This window comes from Streptomyces sp. ISL-99 (assembly GCF_018614005.1).
In the GTDB taxonomy this organism is placed as follows: Bacteria; Actinomycetota; Actinomycetes; order Streptomycetales; family Streptomycetaceae; genus Streptomyces; species Streptomyces flavidovirens.
This window is the reverse complement of record NZ_JAGGPC010000043.1, coordinates 145,881-170,242: the sequence shown is the minus strand read 5'-3', so window position 1 is coordinate 170,242 and position 24,362 is coordinate 145,881. Positions and strand designations below refer to the sequence as shown.

Below are 24,362 nucleotides of genomic sequence, written 5' to 3'. Positions count from 1 at the left end.
AGCAGGAGTACGCGATGCCTCGAATGACCGCAGCCCGAGCCGCAGTTGAGATCCTCAAGCGCGAAGGCGTCACGAACGCGTTCGGTGTGCCGGGCGCGGCGATCAACCCGTTCTACAAGGCCCTCCAGGCGGGCGGTGGCATCGACCACACGCTCGCCCGCCATGTCGAGGGCGCGTCCCACATGGCCGAGGGCTACACCCGCACCAAGGCGGGCAACATCGGTGTGTGCATCGGCACGTCCGGTCCCGCCGGCACCGACATGATCACCGGCCTCTACTCCGCGATCGGTGACTCCATCCCGATCCTGTGCATCACCGGCCAGGCGCCGACCGCGGTGATCCACAAGGAGGACTTCCAGGCCGTCGACATCGCGTCGATCGCCAAGCCGGTCACCAAGTGGGCGGTCACCGTCCTGGAGGCCGCGCAGGTCCCCGGCGTCTTCCAGCAGGCGTTCCACCTGATGCGCTCCGGCCGCCCCGGCCCGGTCCTCATCGACCTGCCGATCGACGTCCAGCTCACCGAGATCGAATTCGACCCCGAGACCTACGAGCCGCTGCCGGTCTACAAGCCCGCTGCCACCCGCAAGCAGGTCGAGAAGGCCGTCGCGATGCTGCTGGAGTCCGAGCGGCCGCTGATCGTCGCGGGCGGCGGCATCATCAACGCCGACGCCTCCGAGCTGCTGGTCGAGTTCGCCGAGGTGACCGGCGTCCCGGTCGTCCCGACCCTGATGGGCTGGGGCATCCTCGCCGACGACCACGAGCTGAACGCCGGCATGGTCGGCCTCCAGACCTCGCACCGCTACGGCAACGCGACCTTCCTGAAGTCGGACTTCGTCCTCGGCATCGGCAACCGCTGGGCCAACCGCCACACCGGTGGCCTGGACGTCTACACCAAGGGCCGGAAGTTCGTCCACGTCGACATCGAGCCCACCCAGCTCGGCAAGATCTTCGCCCCGGACTACGCGATCGCCTCCGACGCCAAGGCCGCGCTGGAGCTCTTCGTCGAGGTGGCGAAGGAGCTCAAGGCCGCCGGCAAGCTGCCGGACCGTTCCGCGTGGGCCGCCTCCGCGCAGGAGCGCAAGGCGACCCTCCAGCGCCGTACGCACTTCGACAACGTGCCGATGAAGCCGCAGCGCGTGTACGAGGAGATGAACCGCGCCTTCGGCCCCGAGACCCGGTACGTCACCACCATCGGCCTCTCGCAGATCGCCGGCGCGCAGATGCTGCACGTCTACCGCCCGCGCCACTGGATCAACTGCGGCCAGGCCGGCCCGCTCGGCTGGACGATCCCGGCCGCGCTCGGTGTCGCCACCGCCGACCCCGAGACGCCGGTCGTCGCGCTCTCCGGCGACTACGACTTCCAGTTCATGCTCGAAGAGCTGGCCGTCGGCGCGCAGCACAACATCCCGTACGTCCACGTCCTGGTGAACAACGCGTACCTCGGCCTGATCCGCCAGGCGCAGCGCAACCTCGACATCAACTTCCAGGTCAACCTGGAGTTCGAGAACATCAACTCCCCCGAGCTCGGCGTCTACGGCGTGGACCACGTCAAGGTCGCCGAGGGCCTCGGCTGCAAGGCGATCCGCGTCACCGAGCCGGACCAGCTGCTGCCGGCCTTCGAGGAGGCCAAGAAGCTCGCCGCCGAGTACCGCGTCCCGGTCGTCGTCGAGGCGATCCTGGAGCGCGTCACGAACATCTCGATGGGCGTCCAGATCGACGGCGTGAACGAGTGGGAAGAGCTGGCCACCGAGCCGGGCCACGCCCCGACGGCGATCCGTCCGCTCGCCTGACGGACCCCGCCCCAGGGCTCTGCCCGCCCTCCCGTCCCGAGGCCCGGTCTGCTTCCGCAGGCCGGGCCTCGGGCGCTGCGGCGCGCGTACACCTCTTTGCGTCCCCCGACTTGCGGGGCCCGGACCCAGCGGTTGATCTTGACCCAGCACCGCATCCGGTGCCGCATCCGGTCATACCGCTTCGAGGGAGTGCCCCTGTGCGCCTGAACTGTTCTGTGCCGTCCCGCTTGCCCCGTCCGGGCGTACGAGCCGCCATCGGCGTCCTCGCGACACTCGCACTCGTCGCCGTCCCCGGCACAGCCGGCCCCACAGCCACCGCCGCCGACAGCCGCCGGGCACCTTCCGCCGACCCCGCGGCGCTCCGCCACTGGAACACCATCGCCACCCAGACGATCAGCGCCAACCTCGGCGCGATGCACCCCTCCGGGCAGGTGGCCGTCTGGCACGGCTTCGTCTCCGCCGCCGTCTACAACGCCGTCGTCGGCATCCAGGGCCGGTACGCCCCCTACCGGTGGAAGGCGAAAGGGCCCTCCACCGCATCGCCCGAGGCGGCGGCCGTGACCGCCGCCCACCGCGTACTGCTCGCCTACTTCCCCGCGTCCCAGCCCCGGCTCGACACCGAGTACGCCAAGTCCCTCGCCGAGATCCCCGACGGCCGGGCCGAGAAGCAGGGCGTGGCCTACGGGGAGCGCGCCGCCGACCACATCGTCAAGCTGCGGGAGGACGACGGCCGGTACGAACCGGTCGAGTACACCGCGCCGCCCGAGCCCGGTCTCTGGCGGCCCACCCCGCCCGCCCATCAGCCCTACGTCGACGCCTGGCTCGGCACGATGCGTCCGCTGCTGCTCGAGTCCCCGCAACAGTTCCGTCCCGGCGCCCCGCCCGCTCTGTCCTCGGCCCGCTACGCCGAGGACGTGAACGAGATCAAGGCCATGGGAGGACAGACGGGATCGAGCAGAACCGCCCGCCAGACCGAGACCGCCCTGTTCTTCGGTGGCAACCTGATCGCCCAGTTCCAGACAGCCTTCCGGGATTACGCCGTCCGGCACCGCCTCGGCATCGCCGACACGGCGCGGCTGTTCGCCGCGGCGAACACGTCGGCGGCCGACGCGGTGATCACCGCTTGGGACGCCAAGCTCCACTACGGCTTGTGGCGGCCGATCAGCGCCATCCACCTGGCCGACACCGACGGCAACCCCGACACCACGGAGGACCCCGGGTGGCAGCCGCTGCTCGTCACGCCTCCGCACCCGGACTACATCAGCGGCCACGCGGCCGTCGCCGGCGCCGTGCTGCGGACCGTGGCCGGGATTCTCGGCACCTCACGCCTCGGCCTCCACCTCCCTTCCGAGTCCACCACCACCACACGCCGCTACGAGTACGCCGACCAGATCAACAAGGACATGATCGACGCCCGGGTCTGGGGCGGAGTCCACTTCCGCAGCGCGGACATCGCCGGGTGCGACGCCGGCCTGCGCATCGGAGACTGGGCGCTCGCCCACTACTTCCGGCCACTGCGCCAGGCCGTGCCACCGGGGTCGCGGCCGGCCCCGGCGTCCCAGGCCTCGCTGCCGTCACAGACGGCTCTGCCGAAGTGTCCGCGCTGAAGTCCGAATCTCCCTCTAATCGGTTAACTGGCCCGCGTGGGGACATGATCGTCCCCACGGCTGGGGATGTGTGTCGGACATCGACCGCACACCGTCTGGAGCGACGTGGAGACCGAGACCACCGGCACCGTATGGAGCTGTCCCTTCGACTACGCGGAGGCCCTCGAGTTCGACCCCCAGCTCCGGCAGATGCTGGAGGCCGACCCCGTCGCCCGCATCCGTATGCCGTACGGCGACGGAGAGGCCTGGCTCGTCACGCGCTACGAGGACGTGCGGACCGTGACCACCGACCGGAGGTTCAGCCGCAGCGCCGTCAAGGGCCGCGACTTCCCCCGGATGACGCCGGAGCCGATCGTGCAGTCCGAGTCGATCAACCTCATGGACCCGCCGTCGAGCAGCCGGCTGCGCAGCCTGGTCGCCAAGAGCTTCGCCCCGCGCCATGTGGCGCGGATGCGAGAGCGCACCCAGAGCGTCGTGGACCTGATGCTCGACCGGATGGCGGACCTCGGCTCACCGGCCGACCTCATCGAGCATGTGGCGGCGCCCCTGCCGCTCATGACGATCTGTGAGGTCCTCGCCATCCCCGAGGACGACCGGCCCCGGCTGCGCGCACACGCGTTCACCATGATGAACGTCAGTGCCGCCAACCGGGAAGCGGCCGTCCGCGCCAAGGCCGACCTGCGCGCCTACTTCGCCGAGCTCAGCGCCGAGCGCCGCCGGACACCCGGTGACGACCTGATCAGTACGCTGGCCACCGCCCGCGACGGCGCTGAGCTGCTTGACGACGACGAACTGGCCGTCATGTCGATGGTGCTGCTCATCACGGGCCAGGACACCACGACGTACGAGATCGGCAACATCGCGTACACGCTGCTCACCCGCCCCGAGGTGCTCGACACGCTCCGTGCGCGTCCCTCGGTCCTTCCGGCGGCGATCGAGGAGCTCCTGCGCTTCATCCCCTTCCGCAAGGGCGTCGGCATCCCGCGGATCGCCACCGAGGACGTGGAGCTGAGCGGCGTGCTGATCCGGGCCGGGGACGTCGTCCACGTCTCGTATCTCACGGCCAACCGGGACGGGCGGAAGTTCGACCGGCCCGACGAGCTGGACGTGGACCGGCCCACCGTGCCCCATATGACCTTCGGCTGGGGAGCGCACCACTGCCTCGGGGCGCCCCTGGCCGCGATGGAGCTGGAGGTCGTCTTCGGCACGCTCCTCGACCGCTTTCCCGGCCTGCGGCTGGCGGTGGAGCCGTCACAGGTGCGCTGGAACACGACATCGATCTGGCGCTATCCGCTCGGCCTGCCCGTCGCGTGGTGATGACCGCCACATGGACGACCGCCCGTGTGGACGACCGCCCGTGGTGAGGACCGCCCGGCGATACCGCTGCCGGGCATGAGACAAGGAAAACCCATGGCCACACTGTGCCGACCGTCCGTCGCCGTACCCGACCATGTCATCACGATGGAGCAGACGCTGGAACTGGCCCGCGAGACGCACGCGGACCATCCGCAGCGCGACCTGGTCCTGCGCCTCATCCAGAACACGGGTGTCCGCACCCGGCATATCGTCCAGCCGATCGAGGACACCCTGCGGCACCCCGGTTTCGAGATCCGCAATCAGCTGTACGAGGCCGAGGCCAAGGCGCGTGTTCCCAGTGTCGTAGGCCAGGCGCTCGCCCACGCCGAGGTGGAGACCGGAGACATCGATCTGATCATTTACGTCTCCTGCACCGGCTTCATGATGCCGTCGCTGACCGCCTGGCTGATCAACACGATGGGCTTCAGATCGGATACCAGACAACTGCCCATCGCCCAGCTCGGGTGCGCCGGGGGTGGTGCGGCGATCAACCGCGCGCATGATTTCTGCACCGCGTACCCGCAGGCCAACGTACTGATCGTGTCCTGCGAGTTCTGCTCGCTCTGCTACCAGCCGACCGACCTGGGGGTGGGCTCACTGCTCTCCAACGGGCTGTTCGGCGACGCGATCTCGGCGGCCGTGGTGCGCGGCGAGGGCGGCGTCGGCATGCGGATCGAGCGCAACGGCTCCCATCTCGTGCCCAACACCGAGGACTGGATCTCGTACGCCGTACGGGACACCGGGTTCCACTTCCTGCTCGACAAGCGGGTTCCCGGAACCATGGAGATGCTGGCCCCGGCCCTGAAGTCGCTTGTCGCGCAGCACAACTGGGATGTCGCGCACATGGACTTCTTCATCATCCACGCGGGCGGGCCGCGCATCCTCGACGACCTGTGCTATTACCTGGACCTCCCGCCGGAGATGTTCCGGTTCAGCCGGGCCACGCTCACCGAGCGCGGGAACATCGCCAGTTCCGTGGTCTTCGACGCGCTGGCCCGGCTGTTCGAGGAGGGCACCGTCGAGAACGGGGCCGGCGGGCTCATTGCCGGGTTCGGGCCCGGCATCACGGCCGAGACCGCCATCGGCCGGTGGGCGGGCCCGACTCCGGCCGCCGCCATGGCCGTAGAGGCGTCGGTGTCCGTCGGCTGACTCGGAGCAGGCCCCCGCGACCGGCCTGCCGCCCCCGGCTCACCGGGGCGGCCGGCCGGCCGGCGTTGCGCCGAGAGCGAGCCTGCGTTCCCAAAGAGGCCGCGGTTCGGCAGGGTTGCCCGCATGAGACTACTGATACTGGGCGGTACGGAGTTCGTCGGCCGCGCCGTCACCGACGACGCCCTGGCGCGCGGGTGGGACGTGACGGTGTTCCACCGTGGGCTGCACGCGGCGCCGCCCGGCGTCGTCGCCCTGCACGGCGACCGCACCGCCCCGGACGGCCTCGCGGCGCTCGGGCAGGGCGAGTGGGACATCGTCGTCGATACGTGGTCGGGCGCGCCCTGTGCCGTACGGGACGCGGCGCGGCTGCTGGCCGGGCGCGCGGGGCACTACGCGTACGTGTCCAGCGCGTCCGTGTACCAGTACCCGTCCCCGGCGGGAGCGGGCGAGGACGGAGCGCTGGTCGACGGCTCGGCCGACGCGGGTGCCGACGTCGCCTATCCGCAGGCCAAGCGCGGCGGTGAGCTCGCCGCGGCGGAGGCCTTCGGCGACCGGGCGCTGCTGGTGCGGGCCGGGCTCATCCTCGGCCCCGGAGAGAACATCGGCCGGCTGCCGTGGTGGCTGACGCGGATCGCCCGGGGCGGGCCGGTGCTGGCTCCGGGCCCGAGGGACCTGGCGGTGCAGTACGTCGACGCGCGCGACCTCGCGGCGTGGACGCTGGACGCCGCCGCGGGCGGCCTCGGGGGACCGTACAACCTCATCGCCCCGCGAAGGCACGCGACGATGGGGCATCTCCTGGAGGAGTGCGTACGGGCCACGGGCGCCGACGCAGAGCTGCGCTGGACCGACCCCGAGGTGGTCCTGGCGGCGGGCATCGAGCCGTGGCTGGAGCTGCCGGTGTGGGTGCCGCCCGGGGAGATGCACGACGCGATCCACGACACCGACGTCGGCAAGGCGCTCGGTGCGGGCCTGCGCTGCCGGCCGGCCGGCGAGACGGTGGCCGACACGTGGGCGTGGCTACGGCAGTTGGGCGGGGTGGCCCCGCAGCGGCCCGACCGTCCGGTGGTCGGTCTCCCTCCGGAGAAGGAAGCACGGGCGCTGGGGCGGCGGTCGCCGGAGGCCTGAGCATGCCTGAAGGGCGCGGGGTGGGTACGGGACCGTCCGTAACCACCCCGCGCCCCGGCAGGGAAGTTGATGCCGCCCGACGGCACGAGACTGGCGCGACATGACGTTCGCGCCGTCGGGCGGAGCTGAGGGGGAAGGGGTTCCGCGGCGGTGGGCGATGAGCTTTCGGGCGTCCTCCCCTCAGGCCGAGGAGGGCGTTCCTTGAGCCTTGACCACCGCACTGGCTCGCTCGCCGCCGCGGCACCCATTCCGTCCGTAACCTTCGGCCACCCCTCATTCGGGCCGGCGGTACGGACTGCACCACCGGCCCGACCTCCCGTCAGGCCCGCGGTGCGGTCTCGGTGCTAGTCCTCGCGCAGGGCGCGGACCGCTTCCTCGACGCGCTTGCCGTACTCCGCGTCCGCGGCGTGGAAGTGCGCGAGGTTCTTCTCGATCACGTCGTCGCGGCTGACCTGCGAGAGGCCACCGGCGATGTTCGCGATCAGGCGGGACTTCTCCTCGGCCGACATCAGGCGGTAGAGCTCACCGGCCTGGAAGAAGTCGTCGTCCTTGACGTGGACGGCGGCGGCGTGCGTGCCGGTCCAGCCGGCCAGCGCCAGCGGGGCGGAGAGCGCCGAGTCGGTCTGCGCGGGACCGTCGTACGAGTTGGGCTCGTAGTTCTTGTCGTAGCGCGAGCCGTAGCGGGTCGCCATGGCGCCGTCGCGGCCGTAGTTGTCCGCCACTGTGGCCTTGGGGGCGTTCACCGGCAGCTGGGTGTGGTTCACACCGAGGCGGTAGCGGTGGGCGTCCGCGTAGGCGAAGAGCCGGCCCTGGAGCATCTTGTCGGGCGAAGGACCGATGCCCGGAACGAAGTTGTTCGGGGAGAACGCGGCCTGCTCGACCTCGGCGAAGACGTTGTCCGGGTTCCGGTCGAGGACCAGCCGGCCGACCCGCTGGAGCGGGTAGTCCGCGTGCGGCCACACCTTCGTGAGGTCGAACGGGTTGAAGCGGTAGTCCGGGGCCTCGGCGGCCGGCATGATCTGGACGTACAGCGTCCAGGACGGGTTCACGCCGCGCTCGATGGCCTGGAGCAGGTCCGTCTGGTGCGAGTTGGCGTCCTTGCCGACCTGCTCGGCGGCCTGCTCGGAGGAGAGGCAGCGGATGCCCTGGTTCGTCTTGAAGTGGTACTTGACGAAGAAGGCCTCGCCCGCGGCGTTCGTCCACTGGTAGGTGTGCGAGCCGTAGCCGTTCATGTGGCGGTACGACGCGGGGATGCCGCGGTCGCCCATCAGCCAGGTGATCTGGTGCGTCGCCTCGGGGGCGTGCGCCCAGAAGTCCCAGACGTTGTCCGGCTCCTGCTTGCCCGTGAAGGGGTCGCGCTTCTGGGAGTGGATGAAGTCGGGGAACTTGATCGGGTCCTTGATGAAGAACACCGGGGTGTTGTTGCCGACGAGGTCGTAGTTGCCCTCTTCGGTGTAGAACTTCAGCGCGAAACCGCGCGGGTCGCGGACCGCGTCCGCGCCGCCGAGGCTGTCGGCGACGGTGGAGAAGCGGATGAACGTCTCGGTCCGCTTGCCCACCTCGCCGAGGAAGTTCGCGCGGGTGAAGCCGGTGACGTCGTCCGTCACCTCGAAGTAGCCGTACGCGCCCGAGCCGCGGGCGTGGACGACGCGCTCCGGGATGCGCTCACGGTTGAACCGGGCCAGCTTCTCCAGCAGGTGCTGGTCCTGGAGGAGGAGCGGGCCGCCGACACCGGCGGAGGCGGAATTCTGGTTGTCGGCGACCGGGGCGCCTGACTCGGTCGTGAGCACACGCTTCGACATGGGGACCTTCCTGCGGAAATCTGCTGGCGGCGTGAGGAGCGTAAGTACGCACCGAGCGTGACGTCAACAGTTTGTTGAAGTTGAAGAGAGGGATCGGCGCGGACTGGAGCGAAAAAAACTGGTATCCGGGCGACGGCGGCGCCTGGGCGCGACAGGACAGGTGTCAGCGCCGCCGCCGCCCGGAAGTCAGGGGGCTGGTCAGCTCTGGACGGGCTGACCGGAGAGGCGCTCGACGGCGCGGAGCAGGGCGGAGTGGTCGAGGCCACCGTCACCCTGGGCGCGCAGCGAGGCGACCAGCTGGGCGACTACCGCGCCGACGGGGAGAGCGGCACCGACATTGCGGGCGGCGTCGGTGACGATGCCCATGTCCTTGTGGTGCAGGTCGATCCGGAAGCCGGGGGCGAAGTCGCGGTTGAGGAAGTTGTCCTTCTTGCGGGTCAGGACGGTCGAGCCGGCCAGTCCGCCGTTGAGGACGTCGAGGGCCGCGGTGAGGTCCACGCCGGACTTCTCCAGGAAGACGACGGCCTCGGCGCATGCCTGGATGTTGACCGCGACGATCAGCTGGTTCGCGGCCTTCACCGTCTGGCCGGAGCCGTGCGGACCGCACAGGACGATGGTCTTGCCGAGCGCTTCGAGCACCGGCTTGGCGGCGTCGAAGTCCTCCTGCGAACCGCCGACCATGATCGACAGTACGGCCTCGATCGCGCCGGCCTCGCCGCCGGAGACCGGGGCGTCCAGGACGCGCAGGCCCTTCTCGGCGCCGGCCTTGCCCAGGTCGACGGAGGTCTGCGGGGTGATCGAGGACATGTCAATCAGGAGGGCGCCCTTCTTGGCGTTCTCCAGGATGCCGTCCGGACCGTACGCGATTGCCTCGACCTGCGGGGAGGCGGGCACCATCGTGATGATGACGTCGGCGTCCTTGACGGCCTCGGCGATCGAGGACGCGCCCTTGCCGCCGGCGGCGACCAGACGGTCGATCTTGGGCTGCTCAAGGGTGTAGCCGGTGACGTCGTAACCCGCCTTCAGCAGGTTCTCGGACATGGGGGAGCCCATGATGCCGAGGCCGATGAAGCCAATCGACGGGAGTGCAGTGGGGTTGCTCATGATGGGTGCCTCTTTCAACACACGCGTTTCGACACACGCGTAAAAATGGTCAGTTCGAGAGCCAGCCGAAGGCTTCGGCGCTCGGGCGGTCGCCGGGCTTGTACTCCAGGCCCACCCAGCCGTCGTAACCGGCGTTCTTGAGCTGGTTGAGCAGCTCTTCGAGCGGCAGGTCTCCCGTGCCGGGTGCGCCGCGGCCGGGGTTGTCCGCGATCTGGACGTGGCCGGTCTTGCCGGCGTACTCCGCGATCACGTCGGACACGTTCTCGCCGTTCATCGACAGGTGGTAGATGTCGAGGAGGAACTTGGCGTTGCCGAGTCCGGTGGCCTCGTTGACCTTGTCGACGACCGCGATGCCGGCCGGTGCGCTCACCAGCGGGTAGCGCGGCGACTCCGGCTTGTTGAGGGTCTCGATCAGCAGGATCGCGCCCACTCGGTCGGCGGCGCGGGCGGCCACCACCAGGTTCTCCAGGGCAAGCTTGTCCTGGACCTCCGGGTCGACGCCGTCCACGCGGTTGCCGTAGAGCGCGTTGAGCGCCTTGCAGCCGACCGAGGCGGCGAAGTCCGCCGCCACATCGATGTTGGCGCGGAAGCGGTCCGACTCCTCGCCGGGCACGGAGAGTGCGCCGCGGTCCGGGCCGGGCAGCTGCCCGGCGTAGAAGTTCAGGCCGACCAGCTGGGTGCCGGCCTCGTCGAGCGCCTTCTTGAGCGCGTCGAGCTCGGCCTGGTCGGGGGTGGGGGTCTCGATCCAGGGCCACCACAGCTCGACCGCCTTGAAGCCTGCCGCGGCGGCGGCCGCCGGGCGCTCGAGGAGCGGGAGTTCCGTGAAGAGGATCGAGAGGTTCACATCGAAGCGGTGGTCCGTGTAGCCCATGAGGGTTTCGGCGCTCCTTCCGTATCGCGGAAGTTATTTTCTGCCTGATGGAATGTTGCATGGTGGTGTGGAGGCCTGTCAAGAGGGTGGGGGCAGGTCGGGCGGCCGGACGGTGCGGAAGGTGCCCCTGGGGAGGGGGTGGCCAGGGGGGTGGCTGACGAGCGACGGTCGGCCGCGCGCCACGTCCGGTCTGTTTATGGCCGAGATTCGGCCATGGCTCACAGGAAATGCATAGGGAATGCATAGTTCATTTTTCTGGCCAAGGTGTTTACCGGCCGGAACGGCATTTCGCGTCCATCCCCGGGTCGTGGCCTGGACCTTTGCGGAATGACTGATTCGCAGTACGGGTGCCTTCATGAGAAGGAAATGAGAATTGACATGCCCGCATTGCTCTTAGCAGAATCGCGTTGCTCGCTCACCGAGTGGGTGACGGTTCTACAAGAAGCGTTGATGGGGGAAAGATGATGATCCGCAAAAACCTGGGTCTCGTCGGGGCCGGTGCCATGCTGATGCTGGGTGCCGGGGTGGGCCTCGCGCCCGCCGCAAGCGCGGCTTCAACGGGGGACGGCCAGGCGGTTTCCACCTCGCAGTCGTCGAAGGGTCAGGTCAAGTCGGGCGTGGGCACGAAGTCCCTCAGCAAGGCGGGCGGCGCCGCAGCCGCCTCCGAGGGCGACGTGAACATCAATGCGAGCTGCTGGAACGGCCGCACGTCCGGCAGAAACTTCTACATGACCTGCTCCGGCAACGGCTACCGGGTCTACGTGGACTGCTCCAACGGCTACCGGTACACCTTCGGGACGTACTACTACGGCACCTGGAACCACACGCTGACCTGCCCCTCGGGCACCAACGCCATCTGGGGCGGCTCGATCGGCGGCTGATCCCCGGCCGCGGGGCGCCGACTGACTGAGGCCGAATCCAGGGACTGTCCGGACAGTCCCTGGATTCGGTCTTTTCGCGTATGCGGGAATGATCCCCTCCTCTTCTTCTCAGAGAAATCTCATAAATCTCTCAGTGATCTCTCGGCGGGGATTGCTTTCATGGAGTCATGAATCCGAAACAGTTAAGCCGACTGGCGATGACCTCCCTCGCCGTACTGCTTCCGTTCACGATGCTGACTGGCTGCTCGTCGGACAAGAAGAGCGATGTTCCGTCCGCCGGCGGGAAGACATCGGCCGACAGTAAGACCGAAAAGCCCGGCGCCGGTGATCCGGATGCCGACGTCCTCAAGTTCGTACGGTGCCTGCGCGAGAACGACATCGAGGTCGACGACCCGGAGACGAATGGGAATGTCTCGATCCAGGTCACGGACACCCAGGACCAGGCCAAGATCAGCAAGGCCCAGAACGCCTGCAAGCAGTACATGGACGAGGGAGCCAGTGGCGGCGGCGGTGCGGCCGGCGGCGGCAAGGAGACCGAGGAGCAGAAGGTGTGGCGGCTCAAGGTCGAACGCTGCCTGCGCGACAAGGGCTTCAAGATGGGCAACGTCGCGGAGAGCGAGCGGGCAGCCCACGAGAAGGCCTCGAAGGAGTGCTACAAGGAAGCCGGTCCCGTTCCGGGTGCGGGACAGTGACCGCTACCGATCCCGGGGCCGGGACCCGGACCGTGGGTGAGGCCGACGACCTCCCGCCGCGCCCCCGCCGCGCCCGCAGGCTCATCATCTCCTGCGTGGTCGTGCTGACCGCCGGTGCGGCGGCCGTCGTGGTGGTCCGCGACCGCGCGGACGGCGCACCGCCGCCGAAGCTCCCGCCGACCGCGGCCACCGCCCCGGTGACCCGCGGCGATCTGACGGCGAAGGAAACCCTGGACGGGACGCTGGAGTACGCCGACGAGGTGTACCTCCCCAACCGCCTGACCGGCACCGTGACCTGGACGGCCCGCCCCGGAGCGACGGTCTCGCGGGGCGGCGTCCTCTACCGGATCGACGAGAAGCCCGTCGTGCTGCTGTACGGACGCATCCCGGCCTACCGCGCCTTCGCCCCCGGCATGGCCGACGGAGGCGACGTACGCCAGCTGGAGAAGAACCTCGCCGCCCTCGGCTACACCGGCTTCACGGTGGACGAGACGTACACCGACGGCACGGCGTACGCGGTCAGACGCTGGCAGCGTGCCCTCGGCCTGCCGCGCACGGGGCAGCTCGAACTCGGCCGCGTCCTGTTCGCCCCGCAGTCCGTGCGGGCGGGCGAGGCCGACCGCAAACCCGGTGACGAGGCGCAGAACGGCAGCCCCGTCCTGGACACGACCAAGGCCGAACGCACCGTGACGGTGAAGGCCACCATGTCCCAGCAGCGCCTGCTGCCCATCGGCAAGAAGGTGACCGTCACCATCCCCGGCCGCGACAAACCGGTCGCGGGCAAGGTCACCTCGGTCGGCACCGTGGTCGGCGGTGGCGGCGACGACGGCGGCGACAAGAACGGCGGCGACGACGACGGTGGCGGCGACAATGGCCAGGGCGGCGGCCAGAACCCCCAGGGCGGCGACCGGACCGTCACCGTACGGATTGCCCTCGCCGACCAGAAGGCGGCCGGCGCCCTGACCTACTCCCCGGTCCGCGTCGAGGCCGAGGCCGAACGGCACCGCGACGTCCTGTCCGTCCCCGTCGCCGCGCTGCTCGCGCTGCGCGAAGGCGGGTACGGCGTGCAGGTCGTCGGGGACGGCTCGGGCGAGCCCGACCGTATCCTCCCGGTCACGACCGGGCTGTTCAGCGGCGGCCGCGTCGAGGTGTCGGGAGCCGGCATCACCGAGGGCCTCAAGGTCGGGACGCCCGCGCTGTGAACGCCGTCAGTGAGGTGACGAACGCGCCGGCCGCCGAGCCGGACCCGCGGGCGGCCGAGCCCGTCATCGAACTCATCGAAGTGACCCGCAGCTACCCCGGCGCCCCGCCCGTGCACGCCGTCCGCGATCTCTCCCTGCGGGTCCTGCCCGGCGAACTCCTCGCCGTGGTCGGCCCCTCCGGGTCGGGCAAGTCCACCCTGCTCAACCTCATCGGCACGCTCGACCGCCCGACCGGCGGCCGCGTACGCATCGCCGGCTATCCCGTGGACCGGCTCTCCGACCGCCAGCTCTCGGCGCTGCGGGCCGAGCACATCGGGTTCGTCTTCCAGCAGTTCTTCCTCACCCAGGGAGTGAGCGCGGTCGACAACGTGGCCGAAGGGCTGCTGTACGCCGGACTGTCCCGGCGGGCCAGAACGGCGGCCGCCGCCGAGAGCCTGCGCCGGGTCGGCCTCGGCCACCGGCTGCGGCACCGCCCGCACGAGCTGTCCGGCGGCGAGCGGCAGCGCGTCGCCCTGGCCCGCGCGGTGGCCGGCCGGCCCTCCCTGCTGCTCGCCGACGAACCGACGGGGTCGCTCGACACCGCGTCCGGGGCGCGCGTCGTCGAACTGCTGCGGGAACTCAACGCCGACGGCACCACCGTCGTCGTCATCACCCACGACACGGAGCTCGCCGCCCGGCTGCCGCGCCGGGTGGTCATGCGCGACGGGCGGCTGGTCGAGGACCACGGCGGCGCGGCCCCCCGTACCGCCCAGGAGGCCACCCGATGACCCCGCCCGGCTCCCCGCCCGCCGCCCCGTCCCGTCCTCCGCTGCGCCCCGCCCGGCTCGGCCCGCTCGACGTCCTGCGGCTGAGTCTGTCCGGGCTGCGTGCGAAACCGCTGCGCGCGGTCCTCTCCGCGGCGGGCATCTCCATCGGCATCGCCGCCATGGTGGCCGTGGTCGGCATCTCCACCTCCAGCCGCGCCGAACTCCAGGCCACCCTCGACACCCTCGGCACCAACCTGCTGCACGCCGAGGCGGGGGAGACCCTGACCGGCGGGGAGGCGAAACTCCCCACGGGCGTGACCGCGATGGTGCGGCGCGTCCCGCCGGTGAACGAGGTGAGCGCCGTCGGCAAGATCGACGCCAAGGTGTACCGCTCCGACCTGATCCCGCGCGAGGAGACCAACGCCCTGGAGGTCTTCGCGGCCCACCCCGACCTGCTGGACACCCTGGGTGTACGCACCTTCAGCGGCACCTGGCTCAACCGGGCCACCGGCGAGTACCCGGCGGTCGTGCTCGGCTCCGCCACGGCCCGCAGGCTGGGCGTCGTACGGGCCCATCCCGACGTCCAGGTCCTGATCGGCGGCCGCCACTTCACCGTGATCGGGGTCATCGAACCGGTCGTCCTCGCGCCCGAGCTGAACAGCGCGGCCCTGATCGGCTTCGGCGCCGCCGAGCGGACCCTGGGGTTCGACGGCCACCCCACCGCCGTCTACGTCCGGGCCGACGAGAACGCGGTGACCGACGTACGGGACGTGCTCGCCCGTACGGTCAATCCCGAGCAGCCCGACGCGGTACGGGTCGCCCGGCCCTCCGACGCGCTCGCCGCCAAGCTCGCCGCCGACGAGGCGTTCACCGGTCTGCTGCTGGGCATCGGAGCGGTCGCGCTGCTGGTCGGCGGGATCGGGGTGGCCAACACCATGGTCATCGCGGTGCTGGAGCGGCGCGGCGAGATCGGCCTGCGCCGGGCCCTCGGCGCCACCCGCGGCCAGGTCCGCAACCAGTTCTTCACCGAGTCCCTGGTGCTCTCCGGGCTCGGCGGCTGCGGCGGCGCGGCCCTCGGGCTGCTGATCACCACGGCGTACGCCGGACATCGCGGCTGGCCGGTCGCGCTGCCCGCGAGCGCGGTGCTGGCCGGCGCGGCGGGCACCCTGGTCATCGGGGCCGTGGCCGGGCTCTACCCGGCGATGCGCGCCGCGCGCGTCTCGCCGACGACCGCGCTGGCGACTGGCTGACGGACTGCCGGCCCCCGCCAGTAACGTGGGGGCATGGTGCGATTGAGAGTGGAGTTCACGACCGAGCCCTTCGATCTCGACGAGGCGCCGGCGCACGCGCTGGCGGCTCGCGAGGTCATCCAGGTGGCCGAGCTGGACGCTGTGGACGTAGGCCCGTTCGGGAACACCGCCGAGGGTGACGCGGACGCGGTGCTGACCGCGGTCGACGCGCTGCTGCGCAGGTCCCTGGACGCGGGTGCCACCCGGGTCTCGTTGCAGGTCAACGTGATCGGGGAGGGCGAGAAGTGACGGAGCACAGCGGGCCGGGCGACCACCCCCTCGTCACCGCGGTCAAGCCGCTGGTCGACGCCATGGGCGGCGAGATGATGGTGCCGGAGCAGGCGGGCGGCGACGACGTGGTGCTGGCCTGGGAGGGCCGGGACGTGGTCGCCGTACGGCTTCCGCAGCTCTCGGACTCGCTCGACCACATCCTGGCCGCGCTGGAGCGCCGGCACGGTATGCCGCTGGCCGAGCTCGACCGTAAGGAGAAGCAGTCGGTCGTACGGATCCTGGAGGCGCGCGGCGCCTTCTCCGTGCGGCACGGCGTGGAGACGGTGGCGAGCGCCCTGGGGGTCAGCCGCTTCACCGTCTACAACTATCTGAACAGGGAAAACAGCGCCAGGGGCGATTAGTCGGCTGTCCACTAAGTGGGCATATTTGATCGATCATTTGTGGAGGCCGCCGTCCGGGCAACGGGTCGGCGGCTTTTGCGTTCGCAAGATTTCAACAAAGTGTTGACGAGCTGTTCTTGAGGGCGTTAGCTATGCCCAGCCCGTCCAGCACGCCACGGAGGCTCCCGTGACTTCAGGTTCGACACCGGGCCTCACCCGGTTCAACACCTCGGCGGACAGCGAGGCCTCGGCCGCGCTCCACGAGGTGTGCGCCAGCTCGGCGTGGGGGAGCAAGATGCTCGCCCAGCGCCCGTACGCCAACGCGGAAGCCCTCTTCCACGCCAGTGACGCCGCCATGGCCGAACTGACCGCGGAGGATCTGGCCGAGGCGATGGCGGGCCACCCGCCGATCGGCCGGCCGAAGCCCGGAGACCCGACCTCCTCCCGTGAACAGCGGGGGATGGCCGGAGCGTCCGAGGAACTGAAAGCCGAGATGCTCGAACTGAACCTGGCCTACCAGGAAAAGTTCGGACATGTCTTTCTGATCTGCGCCACCGGTGCGACCGGTGAGCAGATGCGTGACGCGATGCGGGACCGGATCGGCAACACCGCCGAGGCGGAGCGCGAGATCGTGCGCACCGAACTCGGGAAGATCAACCGAATCCGGCTGACCCGGCTCGTAGAAGAGTACGAAGAGGACAACGACTGATGAGCACCGCGACCACTGCTTCGGTGTCCACCCACATCCTGGACACCAGCATCGGGCGCCCCGCCGAGGGCGTCGCCATCTCGCTCACCGCCCGCAGCGGCAGTGCCGCCGAGTGGGTGGCACTCGGCGGTTCCGCGACCGACGCGGACGGGCGCTGCAAGGACCTGCCGGCCCTGCCGGAAGGCACGACCCACGTACGTCTCGACTTCCAGACCGAGGCGTACTTCTCCAAGAAGCAAGCCGAGGCACAGCAGGACGCCCCCCGCGTAAGGGACAGCGGCGCGTTCTTCCCGGAGGTGGCGATCACGTTCGCCGTCGTGCCGGGCGAACACTTCCACGTACCGCTGCTGCTCAACCCGTTCGGCTACTCCGTATACCGAGGGAGCTAGCACCGACATGCCCACGATTCTCGGCCAGAACCAGTATGGCAAAGCAGAGAACCGCGTCGTCAGGATCACGCGGGACGGCGACACCCACCACATCAAGGACCTCAACGTCTCCGTCGCCCTCTCCGGCGACATGGAGGACGTGCACTACTCCGGTTCCAACGCGAACTGCCTGCCGACGGACACCACCAAGAACACGGTGTACGCGTTCGCCAAGGAGTACGGCATCGAGTCCGCCGAGCAGTTCGGCATCCACCTCGCCCGCCACTTCGTGACGTCGCAGGAGCCGATCAAGCGCGCCCGGATCCGGATCGAGGAGTACGCCTGGGACCGCATCGCGACCTCGGACAACAACTCCAAGTTCATCGGATCCGACGAGGTCAACCACTCCTTCGTCCGCAAGGGCCAGGAGCTGCGCATCACGCAGATCACCTTCGACGGTGAGAACTGGGAGGTCATCTCCGGCCTCAAGGACCTCACGGTCATGAACTCCACCAACTCGGAGTTCTGGGGCTACGTCAAGGACCGGTACACGACGCTCAAGGAGGCGTACGACCGCATCCTGTGCACCGATGTCTCCGCCGCCTGGCGCTACAGCTGGTCCAACGACGCGGACCGGATGCCCAACTGGGAGAAGTCGTACGCGCAGGCCAAGAAGCACATCCTCGAGGCCTTCGCCGAGACGTACTCCCTCTCGCTCCAGCAGACCCTGTACCAGATGGGTTCGCGGGTCATCAACAGCCGGAGCGAGATCGACGAGATCCGCTTCTCGCTGCCGAACAACCACCACTTCCTGGTCGACCTCGAGCCCTTCGGGCTGAAGAACGACAACGAGGTCTACTTCGCCGCCGACCGCCCGTACGGCCTCATCGAGGCCACCATCCTGCGGGACGGCGTCGAGCCGAAGATCCCGGTCGACATGACCAACCTCTGACGCGGGACCGGTACGTCCCCCGCCCGCCCCGAGTGCGTAGGGCGGGGGCGTACCGGACCGGAGGGAAGCTCCATGGCAACGCCTGTATGTCGGGCCGACGGCGGGCCCTGTGCTCACGTCGTGCACACAGGGCCCCGTCCTGCGGCCGGGCCACGCCGCCCATTCACTTCCCGCCCTGAAACACGCGGGCGTCGTCACCGCCTGCACGTGATCCGGCCCGAGGCGGGCAGGGTTCCTGGTGCGCACGGGAGCAGGCTGCCGAGTGCTGCGCCGGTCGCCTCGATGACGGAATCGTCAGCCGGCATGCCGGCGCTCGGCGCCGTCGTCTCCACCGTCCCGATGCCGGTACTCGGCGGCGCGGGCATCATCCCGCTCGCCGCGCCCGCCTTCTCCATGGATTTCCCCGCCCGGGCACAGACCGTGCTCGGCTCCGGAATCAGTGCCGGCGCCCTGGTCGCGGTCCTGCTCAGCCTGTTCTTTCACCGTCTCGGCACCCGGAGCCACGCGGCTGCGGCACTCAAATCCTCCTAGGGTCCTGCCGTGCCCCCATCACCGAGAAAAGGACGCACCATGGCAGCATCGGCAGCCGCGCGCACCATCATCGAGAACTGTGCCATCGCAACCGTCGACGCCAACGACACCGAGTACGCCTCGGGTTACGTTGTGGTCGCCGGCAACCGCATCGAGTCGATCGGCGCGGGCAAGGCCCCCGAGGGCCTCGAGAACGTCGTACGCCGGATCGACGGCACGGGCCACCTGGTCACCCCTGGCCTGGTCAACACGCACCACCACTTCTACCAGTGGATCACCCGGGGTATGGCCACCGACCACAACCTCTTCAACTGGCTGGTCGCGCTGTACCCGACGTGGGCGCGCATCGACGAGCCCATGGTGAAGGCGGCGGCGCAGGGCTCGCTGGCCATGATGGCCCGCGGCGGTGTCACCACCGCGATGGACCACCACTACGTCTTCCCCAAGGGCTCGGGCGACCTGTCCGGCGCCGTCATCGGGGCCGCCTCCGACATGGGCGTACGCTTCACCCTCGCCCGTGGCTCCATGGACCGCAGCGAGAAGGACGGCGGCCTGCCGCCGGACTTCGCCGTCGAGACCCTCGAAGGCGCGCTCGCCGCGACCGAGGAGACCGTCAGGAAGCACCACGACGCGTCCTTCGACGCGATGACGCAGGTGGCCGTCGCCCCCTGCTCGCCGTTCTCGGTCTCCACCGAACTGATGAAGCAGGGCGCCGAACTGGCCCGCCGCCTCGGGGTGCGCCTGCACACCCACGGCAGCGAGACAGTCGAGGAGGAGCAGTTCTGCAAGGAACTGTTCGGCATGGGCCCGACCGAATACTTCGAGTCGACCGGCTGGCTCGGCAGCGACGTGTGGATGGCCCACTGCGTCCACATGAACGACTCCGACATCGCCGCCTTCGCCCGTACGGGCACGGGCGTCGCCCACTGCCCGTCCTCCAACGCCCGCCTCGCGGCAGGCATCGCCCGCGTCCCCGACATGCTGAAGGCCGGCGTCCCGGTCGGCCTCGGTGTCGACGGTACGGCGTCCAACGAGTCGGGTGAGCTGCACACCGAGCTGCGCAACGCGCTGCTGATCAACCGCCTCGGCGCGCACCGCGAGGCGGCGCTGGGCGCCCGCCAGGCGCTGCGCCTCGGCACGTACGGCGGAGCCCAGGTACTCGGCCGCGCCGACCAGATCGGTTCGCTGGAGGCCGGCAAGCTCGCCGACCTGGTGATGTGGAAGGTCGACGGACTCGGCCACTCCACCATCGCCGACCCGGTCACCGCGATCGTCTTCGGCGCGGCGGCCCCCGTCACCCTGTCGCTCGTCAACGGCAAGCCCGTCGTCGAGGACAACCACCTGGTCACGGTGGACGAGGACGCCATCGCCCGCGACGCGCGGAGCGAGTCCCAGCGGCTCGCGCGGATCGTCGCGCAGGGTTGACCGTCCCCATGGAAGTCCGGCTGAGGGGGACGGCCCTCAGCCGGCGGCCGCGGACCCGAGCGGGGTCCACGGCAGCTGTGCCCGGAGGTGCGCGCCCAAGTGCCCGCACCTCCGGGGACGGTGAACACGAGTCACCGGGCCACGGCCCCGCCGATCCGCACACCCCCCATGCGTCATGCACGTCTGCACCACCTGCTTCAACGCACCACTCCGCACCACCTCCCTGACACCCACGTCCCCGCCGACGTGTAAAACGACCGGAGGAACCGCTGTGGCCGCCAAGCCCAGGTTTCGCAAAGATGCATCCGCCGAATCCGACCCCCAGCCCGGATCCTCGTCCGGCTCCGATCAGAAGCACCCGGTCGACGAGAAGCTCCCGCCCGGCAAGATGTTCACCAGCGGCCTTCAGCACGTGGCCGCGATGTACGCCGGCGTGGTGGCCCCGCCCATGATCGTCGGCCCCGCGGTGGGGCTCGACGCCAAGGAGACGGCCTTCCTGATGGGGGCCAGCCTCTTCACCGCGGGCATCGCCACGCTCCTCCAGACTCTCGGCTTCTGGAAGATCGGCGCAAAGCTTCCCTTCGTCAACGGCGTCTCGTTCGCCGGAGTGACTCCGATGATCGCCATCGGCAAGGGCGAGGGCGACAACGCGATACCGATCATTTTCGGCGCGATCATCGTCGCCGGTGTACTGGGATTCTTCGCGGCCCCGTACTTCTGCAAGCTCGTACGCTTCTTCCCGCCCGTCGTCACCGGCACCGTGATCACCCTGATCGGTGTCTCCCTGCTGCCGGTCGCCTTCAACTGGTCCCAGGGCGGCAACTCCCAGGCCGACGACTACGGCTCGATGACCAACATCGGCATGGCCGCCCTGACCTTCGTGATCGTGCTGGCCCTGCGCAAGTTCCTGCGCGGCTTCCTCCAGCAGATCGCGATCCTGCTCGGTCTCGTGGCGGGCACGCTCATCGCCATCCCGGTGGGCATCACCAACTTCGACGCCATCAAGAACGCCGGCCTGGTGGGCTTCCCGACCCCCTTCCACTTCGGCGCCCCGCAGTTCGAGATCGCCGCGATCATCTCCATGTGCATCGTGATGCTGGTGTGCATGACCGAGTCGACCGCGGACATGCTCGCCCTCGGCAAGATCGTCGGCCGCCCGGCCGACGAGAAGACCATCGAGGGCGGCCTGCGCGCCGACACCCTCGGCAGCGCGATCAGCCCGCTGTTCAACGGCTTCATGTGCAGTGCCTTCGCGCAGAACATCGGTCTGGTCGCCATGACGAAGGTCCGCAGCCGCTTCGTCGTCGCCACCGGCGGCGGCATCCTGATCCTGCTCGGTCTGTGCCCGGTCCTGGCCTCCGTGATCGCCCTCGTACCGCTGCCGGTACTCGGTGGCGCGGGGATCGTGCTCTTCGGTACGGTCGCGGCCAGCGGCATCCAAACCCTCGCCACGGCCGCGCTGGAGAAGGGCGAGAACGCCCTGATCGTCGCCGCCGCCCTCGGTATCGGCCTCATCCCGATCGCGGCGCCGACCTTCTACCACGCGTTCCCGGAGGACCTGCTGGTGGTACTCGACTCGGGCATCAGCACCGGATGCGTGGTGGCCATCGTCCTCAACCTGGCCTTCAACCACCTGGGCAAGAAGGACACCGGGGACGAGAACCCCACCCAGCCGGAGATCCCGGACCAGATCCCGGCCACCGCCCACTGAGCCGGATCACCGGCCGTCCGGATCGCCCGGCCGACGCATCCCGACCACGCTGCCCGACTCGCCGCGACTCGCCGCCGACCCGGCGGCGAGTCGCGGCGTACGGGTGGGACGAGGAACGGCCTCGGGACGGGTGGCGCTGCCCGTGCCACGGATCAGCGAGCCTCCTGATACGCCTGATTCACCCTTCTTGCCCGGCTGCCGGGCACACGGTCAGCCACCCCTTGGCGACCAGCTCGGCGGCCAGGTACGCGGGCGGCGAGTCCCGGTCCGCGGTGGACAGGCCGGATACCAGCAGCCGGTCGATGACGAAGGCCTGCGGTTCGCCGCACTCGGCGAGCGCCAGCGTCACCGCGTTGAGCAGTACGGATCCGCCGTACGGCAGCCGGGTCAGCGTCACGTCCGGTGCCAGCCGCAGTACGGCCGGCACGGACACGGGTGCGGGCCCGGGCGTGGTCATCGGAGTCCCCGCAGCCAATTGGCATACCCACACCAGGCGCAACATCGGAAGGGCGTGTTCTGCCAGTTCGCGCCCGTCGCGCAGGACGGCCAGGACCCGGCCCACGTCCAGCACACCGAGATCGGCCAGCGCGCTCTCCCGCTCCAGCCAGGCGTGGACGCGTCCGCGCTCACGGTGCAGATGGGCGACCGCGCCCAGTCTCAGCCAGTGCCCCGACGGCGCGCGGCAGACGTCGTACACCCGCCGCTTGCGGACAGCGCGTTCGAGCGGCAGGTGGTTGCGGAAGGCCCCGCGGTGGATACGTCCCAGCCTGGCCGGGCGCAGCGCGGCCACGGCCGCGATCACCTGCGGGTCCAGAGCGGGCAGCAGAGCCCCGCCCGCGCCCCGCTCCTCAAGACCCGCGACCACCCGGCCCGACACCGGGTCGAGGAAGTCGAGATGGTCCTTCCACCGCGCCAGCATCCCGTGCCGGGAGGAGGAGAGCGCCTCCTCACCCTCCTGGGTGAGCCCGGGCAGGGAAGCCGTACCGGCCGGTCTGGGTGGAGCCGGCTTGCCCACCAGCCGTTCGCCGGGCGCCTCCCGGCCCCCCGGTCCCGGCGAGAACACCACGTTCCTGCTGAGGAGTTCGCGGGCCTCGGCAAGACCGCGCAAGGTGTCGGTGATGTGGAAGGGTTCGCAGCCCAGCAGCCGCCACCCGCGATACCCCGTATCGGCCTCGGACAGCCTGGCCGACGCCAGGTCCTTCAGCAGCCCTCCGCTCACCACCGGCAGTCCGCAGCTCTCGCTCAGCAGGTCCATCAGCCGCAGCGGCACCTGTGTGTCGGGCAGGGGCGGAACGGGTTCACGACCGCTGACCGGCTCGTGAGCGAACAACTCGGCGGGATCGACAGGGACGTACCTGATCTCAAGTCCGGGAACCGGCGGCGGCGCGGCGGGAGGCCGCTCCCCCCAGGCGCCCCCGAAGTCCGCGTGCAGCAGTACGGGCCGGTGCCCCGCAGCCAGAGCGCTGACCGCGACGAACGCCGAGGCGAGCCCCCCGCTGTAAGCGATGGCGTAGTCGCCTTTCACCCCGTCAAGGGCGCGCCCCACCGCCTCGGCCACACCTATCCCCGGCTCGGCCGGCTCCGGCCGCTGCCGCGTGACGGTGACCCCGGCCGAGTCCACCCGTACCGCGGTTCCCACCGCCAGCCGTTGCACGCCCGGCAGCAAAGTGGCGTCGGGCGAGGGCACCGTTCCGTGGATCAGTGCGAGCAACTGCCCCGGATCGGGCGTCTGGTAGGGCTCACCCGTCAGGAACGCCCCCAGGTCCTCGCCCCACTCGACCCGTCCGTAACCGACTCTGTAATAAACGGACCGGCTTCCCGGGCTGTCCCGGCTCAGCCGGAACACATCCGGTGACGGCCGTTCGATCCGTACGCCGCCGGGAACCGTCCACGGGCTCGGGCCGGTGCAGCGGACCCCGTCGCGCGTCGCCGCCGCACATCCAAGTGCGCCGACTGTTCCCGCCATCGTTCCCGCCATGGTTCGCGTCATCCGTCCCGCTCCGATCGATGGACCTCGACATAGGTCTCCCGTACCGGCAGCGACGTGCTCACCACCGCTTCCCCGCACTGCACCCACGCGTAGAAACCCGAGGGCGGCGTGACCGGGACCATCTCGCGCCCCAGGTGGAAGGAGGCGGCGATGCCCATCCGCCGCAACCCGGCCACCAGGAAGAGCGCGTCGTCCACCGGGTCGAGGAACCCCATCGTCAGACGCTGCGCGAACCGCAGCCGCATGACGACGGCACCGGCGTCCCGGCGCCGGGAGCCGCGTCCGGGACGGCGGAGTCTGGGCGTGTGCACGCGCGGCCAGTGGTCGAGGCGGTACGTACCGTCCTCGCCCTTGACGGATTCCACGAACCGGCGCGCGCCGCGCACGAGGTCGACTCGTCACTAAAAGTATCGTCACCTGCACTGACCGTCACCAGGCGCACGGGAGCCCG

22 protein-coding genes and 1 pseudogene are annotated in these 24,362 nt (G+C 70.0%); 18 read left to right on the top strand and 5 right to left on the bottom strand.

The genetic code is table 11. The annotated features are described in order from the left end of the window. The first annotated feature begins 14 nt into the window (after positions 1-14). From gcl to J7E91_RS25910, 5 genes are all read left to right on the top strand, one after another. Positions 15-1,790, top strand: coding sequence for a glyoxylate carboligase (gene gcl, locus J7E91_RS25930; RefSeq protein WP_214908740.1), 1,776 nt, complete (start codon positions 15-17; stop codon positions 1,788-1,790). A gap of 227 nt (positions 1,791-2,017) precedes the next feature. Beyond that, complete coding sequence (locus J7E91_RS25925; RefSeq protein WP_214908738.1) at positions 2,018-3,397, top strand: vanadium-dependent haloperoxidase; 1,380 nt, start codon at positions 2,018-2,020, stop codon at positions 3,395-3,397. 105 nt (positions 3,398-3,502) lie between these two features. Then, complete coding sequence (locus J7E91_RS25920) at positions 3,503-4,714, top strand: cytochrome P450 (RefSeq protein ID WP_374224780.1); 1,212 nt, start codon at positions 3,503-3,505, stop codon at positions 4,712-4,714. Between the two features lie 93 nt (positions 4,715-4,807). After that, complete coding sequence (locus tag J7E91_RS25915; RefSeq protein WP_214908736.1) at positions 4,808-5,902, top strand: type III polyketide synthase; 1,095 nt, start codon at positions 4,808-4,810, stop codon at positions 5,900-5,902. 123 nt (positions 5,903-6,025) lie between these two features. Further along, positions 6,026-7,027: an NAD-dependent epimerase/dehydratase family protein gene (locus J7E91_RS25910; RefSeq protein ID WP_214908735.1), complete on the top strand. Its 1,002-nt coding sequence runs from the start codon at positions 6,026-6,028 to the stop codon at positions 7,025-7,027. Between the two features lie 344 nt (positions 7,028-7,371). Here the strand turns inward: J7E91_RS25910 and J7E91_RS25905 are convergent, their stop codons facing one another. From J7E91_RS25905 to J7E91_RS25895, 3 genes are all read right to left on the bottom strand, one after another. Next, a complete protein-coding gene (locus tag J7E91_RS25905; RefSeq protein WP_214908734.1) occupies positions 7,372-8,829 on the bottom strand; it encodes a catalase in 1,458 nt (485 codons plus the stop codon). 198 nt (positions 8,830-9,027) lie between these two features. Then, entirely contained in the window at positions 9,028-9,933 is a 906-nt protein-coding gene (locus J7E91_RS25900; protein ID WP_214908733.1) for a 2-hydroxy-3-oxopropionate reductase, read from the bottom strand. A 49-nt stretch (positions 9,934-9,982) separates the two neighbouring features. Further along, positions 9,983-10,804: a TIM barrel protein gene (locus J7E91_RS25895; protein WP_214908731.1), complete on the bottom strand. Its 822-nt coding sequence runs from the start codon at positions 10,802-10,804 to the stop codon at positions 9,983-9,985. A gap of 461 nt (positions 10,805-11,265) precedes the next feature. Here J7E91_RS25895 and J7E91_RS25890 point away from each other — a divergent pair, with 461 nt between their 5' ends. The 13 genes and pseudogenes from J7E91_RS25890 (at position 11,266) to J7E91_RS25830 (ending at position 21,921) form a co-directional block, all read left to right on the top strand. Continuing rightward, on the top strand, positions 11,266-11,685 hold the full coding sequence (locus J7E91_RS25890) for a hypothetical protein (RefSeq protein WP_214908730.1): 420 nt from the start codon (positions 11,266-11,268) through the stop codon (positions 11,683-11,685). A gap of 167 nt (positions 11,686-11,852) precedes the next feature. Beyond that, positions 11,853-12,377: a hypothetical protein gene (locus J7E91_RS25885; protein ID WP_214908729.1), complete on the top strand. Its 525-nt coding sequence runs from the start codon at positions 11,853-11,855 to the stop codon at positions 12,375-12,377. Continuing rightward, positions 12,374-13,579: a peptidoglycan-binding protein gene (locus J7E91_RS25880; RefSeq protein ID WP_214908728.1), complete on the top strand. Its 1,206-nt coding sequence runs from the start codon at positions 12,374-12,376 to the stop codon at positions 13,577-13,579. The genes J7E91_RS25885 and J7E91_RS25880 overlap by 4 nt, the downstream gene beginning before the upstream one ends. Beyond that, a complete protein-coding gene (locus J7E91_RS25875) occupies positions 13,576-14,346 on the top strand; it encodes an ABC transporter ATP-binding protein (protein WP_214908727.1) in 771 nt (256 codons plus the stop codon). The genes J7E91_RS25880 and J7E91_RS25875 overlap by 4 nt, the downstream gene beginning before the upstream one ends. Beyond that, positions 14,343-15,575 (top strand): ABC transporter permease, encoded by a 1,233-nt coding sequence (locus J7E91_RS25870; RefSeq protein ID WP_214908725.1) that lies wholly within the window; start codon positions 14,343-14,345, stop codon positions 15,573-15,575. The genes J7E91_RS25875 and J7E91_RS25870 overlap by 4 nt, the downstream gene beginning before the upstream one ends. Positions 15,576-15,611: 36 nt before the next feature. After that, entirely contained in the window at positions 15,612-15,863 is a 252-nt protein-coding gene (locus J7E91_RS25865; protein ID WP_078607047.1) for a hypothetical protein, read from the top strand. A 62-nt stretch (positions 15,864-15,925) separates the two neighbouring features. Further along, positions 15,926-16,246, top strand: coding sequence for a helix-turn-helix domain-containing protein (locus J7E91_RS25860; protein WP_214908779.1), 321 nt, complete (start codon positions 15,926-15,928; stop codon positions 16,244-16,246). 166 nt (positions 16,247-16,412) lie between these two features. Next, positions 16,413-16,934 (top strand): 2-oxo-4-hydroxy-4-carboxy-5-ureidoimidazoline decarboxylase, encoded by a 522-nt coding sequence (gene uraD, locus J7E91_RS25855; RefSeq protein ID WP_214908723.1) that lies wholly within the window; start codon positions 16,413-16,415, stop codon positions 16,932-16,934. After that, positions 16,934-17,323, top strand: coding sequence for a hydroxyisourate hydrolase (gene uraH, locus J7E91_RS25850; RefSeq protein WP_214908721.1), 390 nt, complete (start codon positions 16,934-16,936; stop codon positions 17,321-17,323). Before uraD ends, uraH begins: the two co-directional genes overlap by 1 nt. A gap of 7 nt (positions 17,324-17,330) precedes the next feature. Next, positions 17,331-18,254: a factor-independent urate hydroxylase gene (gene pucL / locus J7E91_RS25845; protein WP_214908719.1), complete on the top strand. Its 924-nt coding sequence runs from the start codon at positions 17,331-17,333 to the stop codon at positions 18,252-18,254. 306 nt (positions 18,255-18,560) lie between these two features. After that, a pseudogene (locus J7E91_RS25840) lies at positions 18,561-18,785 on the top strand (purine permease); the annotation flags it as partial. 39 nt (positions 18,786-18,824) lie between these two features. After that, positions 18,825-20,210: an 8-oxoguanine deaminase gene (locus tag J7E91_RS25835; protein WP_214908717.1), complete on the top strand. Its 1,386-nt coding sequence runs from the start codon at positions 18,825-18,827 to the stop codon at positions 20,208-20,210. Between the two features lie 271 nt (positions 20,211-20,481). After that, complete coding sequence (locus tag J7E91_RS25830; protein ID WP_308377099.1) at positions 20,482-21,921, top strand: nucleobase:cation symporter-2 family protein; 1,440 nt, start codon at positions 20,482-20,484, stop codon at positions 21,919-21,921. A gap of 178 nt (positions 21,922-22,099) precedes the next feature. Here the strand turns inward: J7E91_RS25830 and adfB are convergent, their stop codons facing one another. Both adfB and J7E91_RS36235 read right to left on the bottom strand, forming a co-directional pair. Continuing rightward, positions 22,100-23,911, bottom strand: coding sequence for an actinodefensin-associated protein B (gene adfB, locus J7E91_RS25825; protein ID WP_214908713.1), 1,812 nt, complete (start codon positions 23,909-23,911; stop codon positions 22,100-22,102). Next, positions 23,908-24,297, bottom strand: a complete 390-nt coding sequence (locus tag J7E91_RS36235) for a lasso peptide biosynthesis protein (protein WP_214908712.1) — start codon at positions 24,295-24,297, stop codon at positions 23,908-23,910. The genes adfB and J7E91_RS36235 overlap by 4 nt, the downstream gene beginning before the upstream one ends. Positions 24,298-24,362 lie beyond the last annotated feature (65 nt).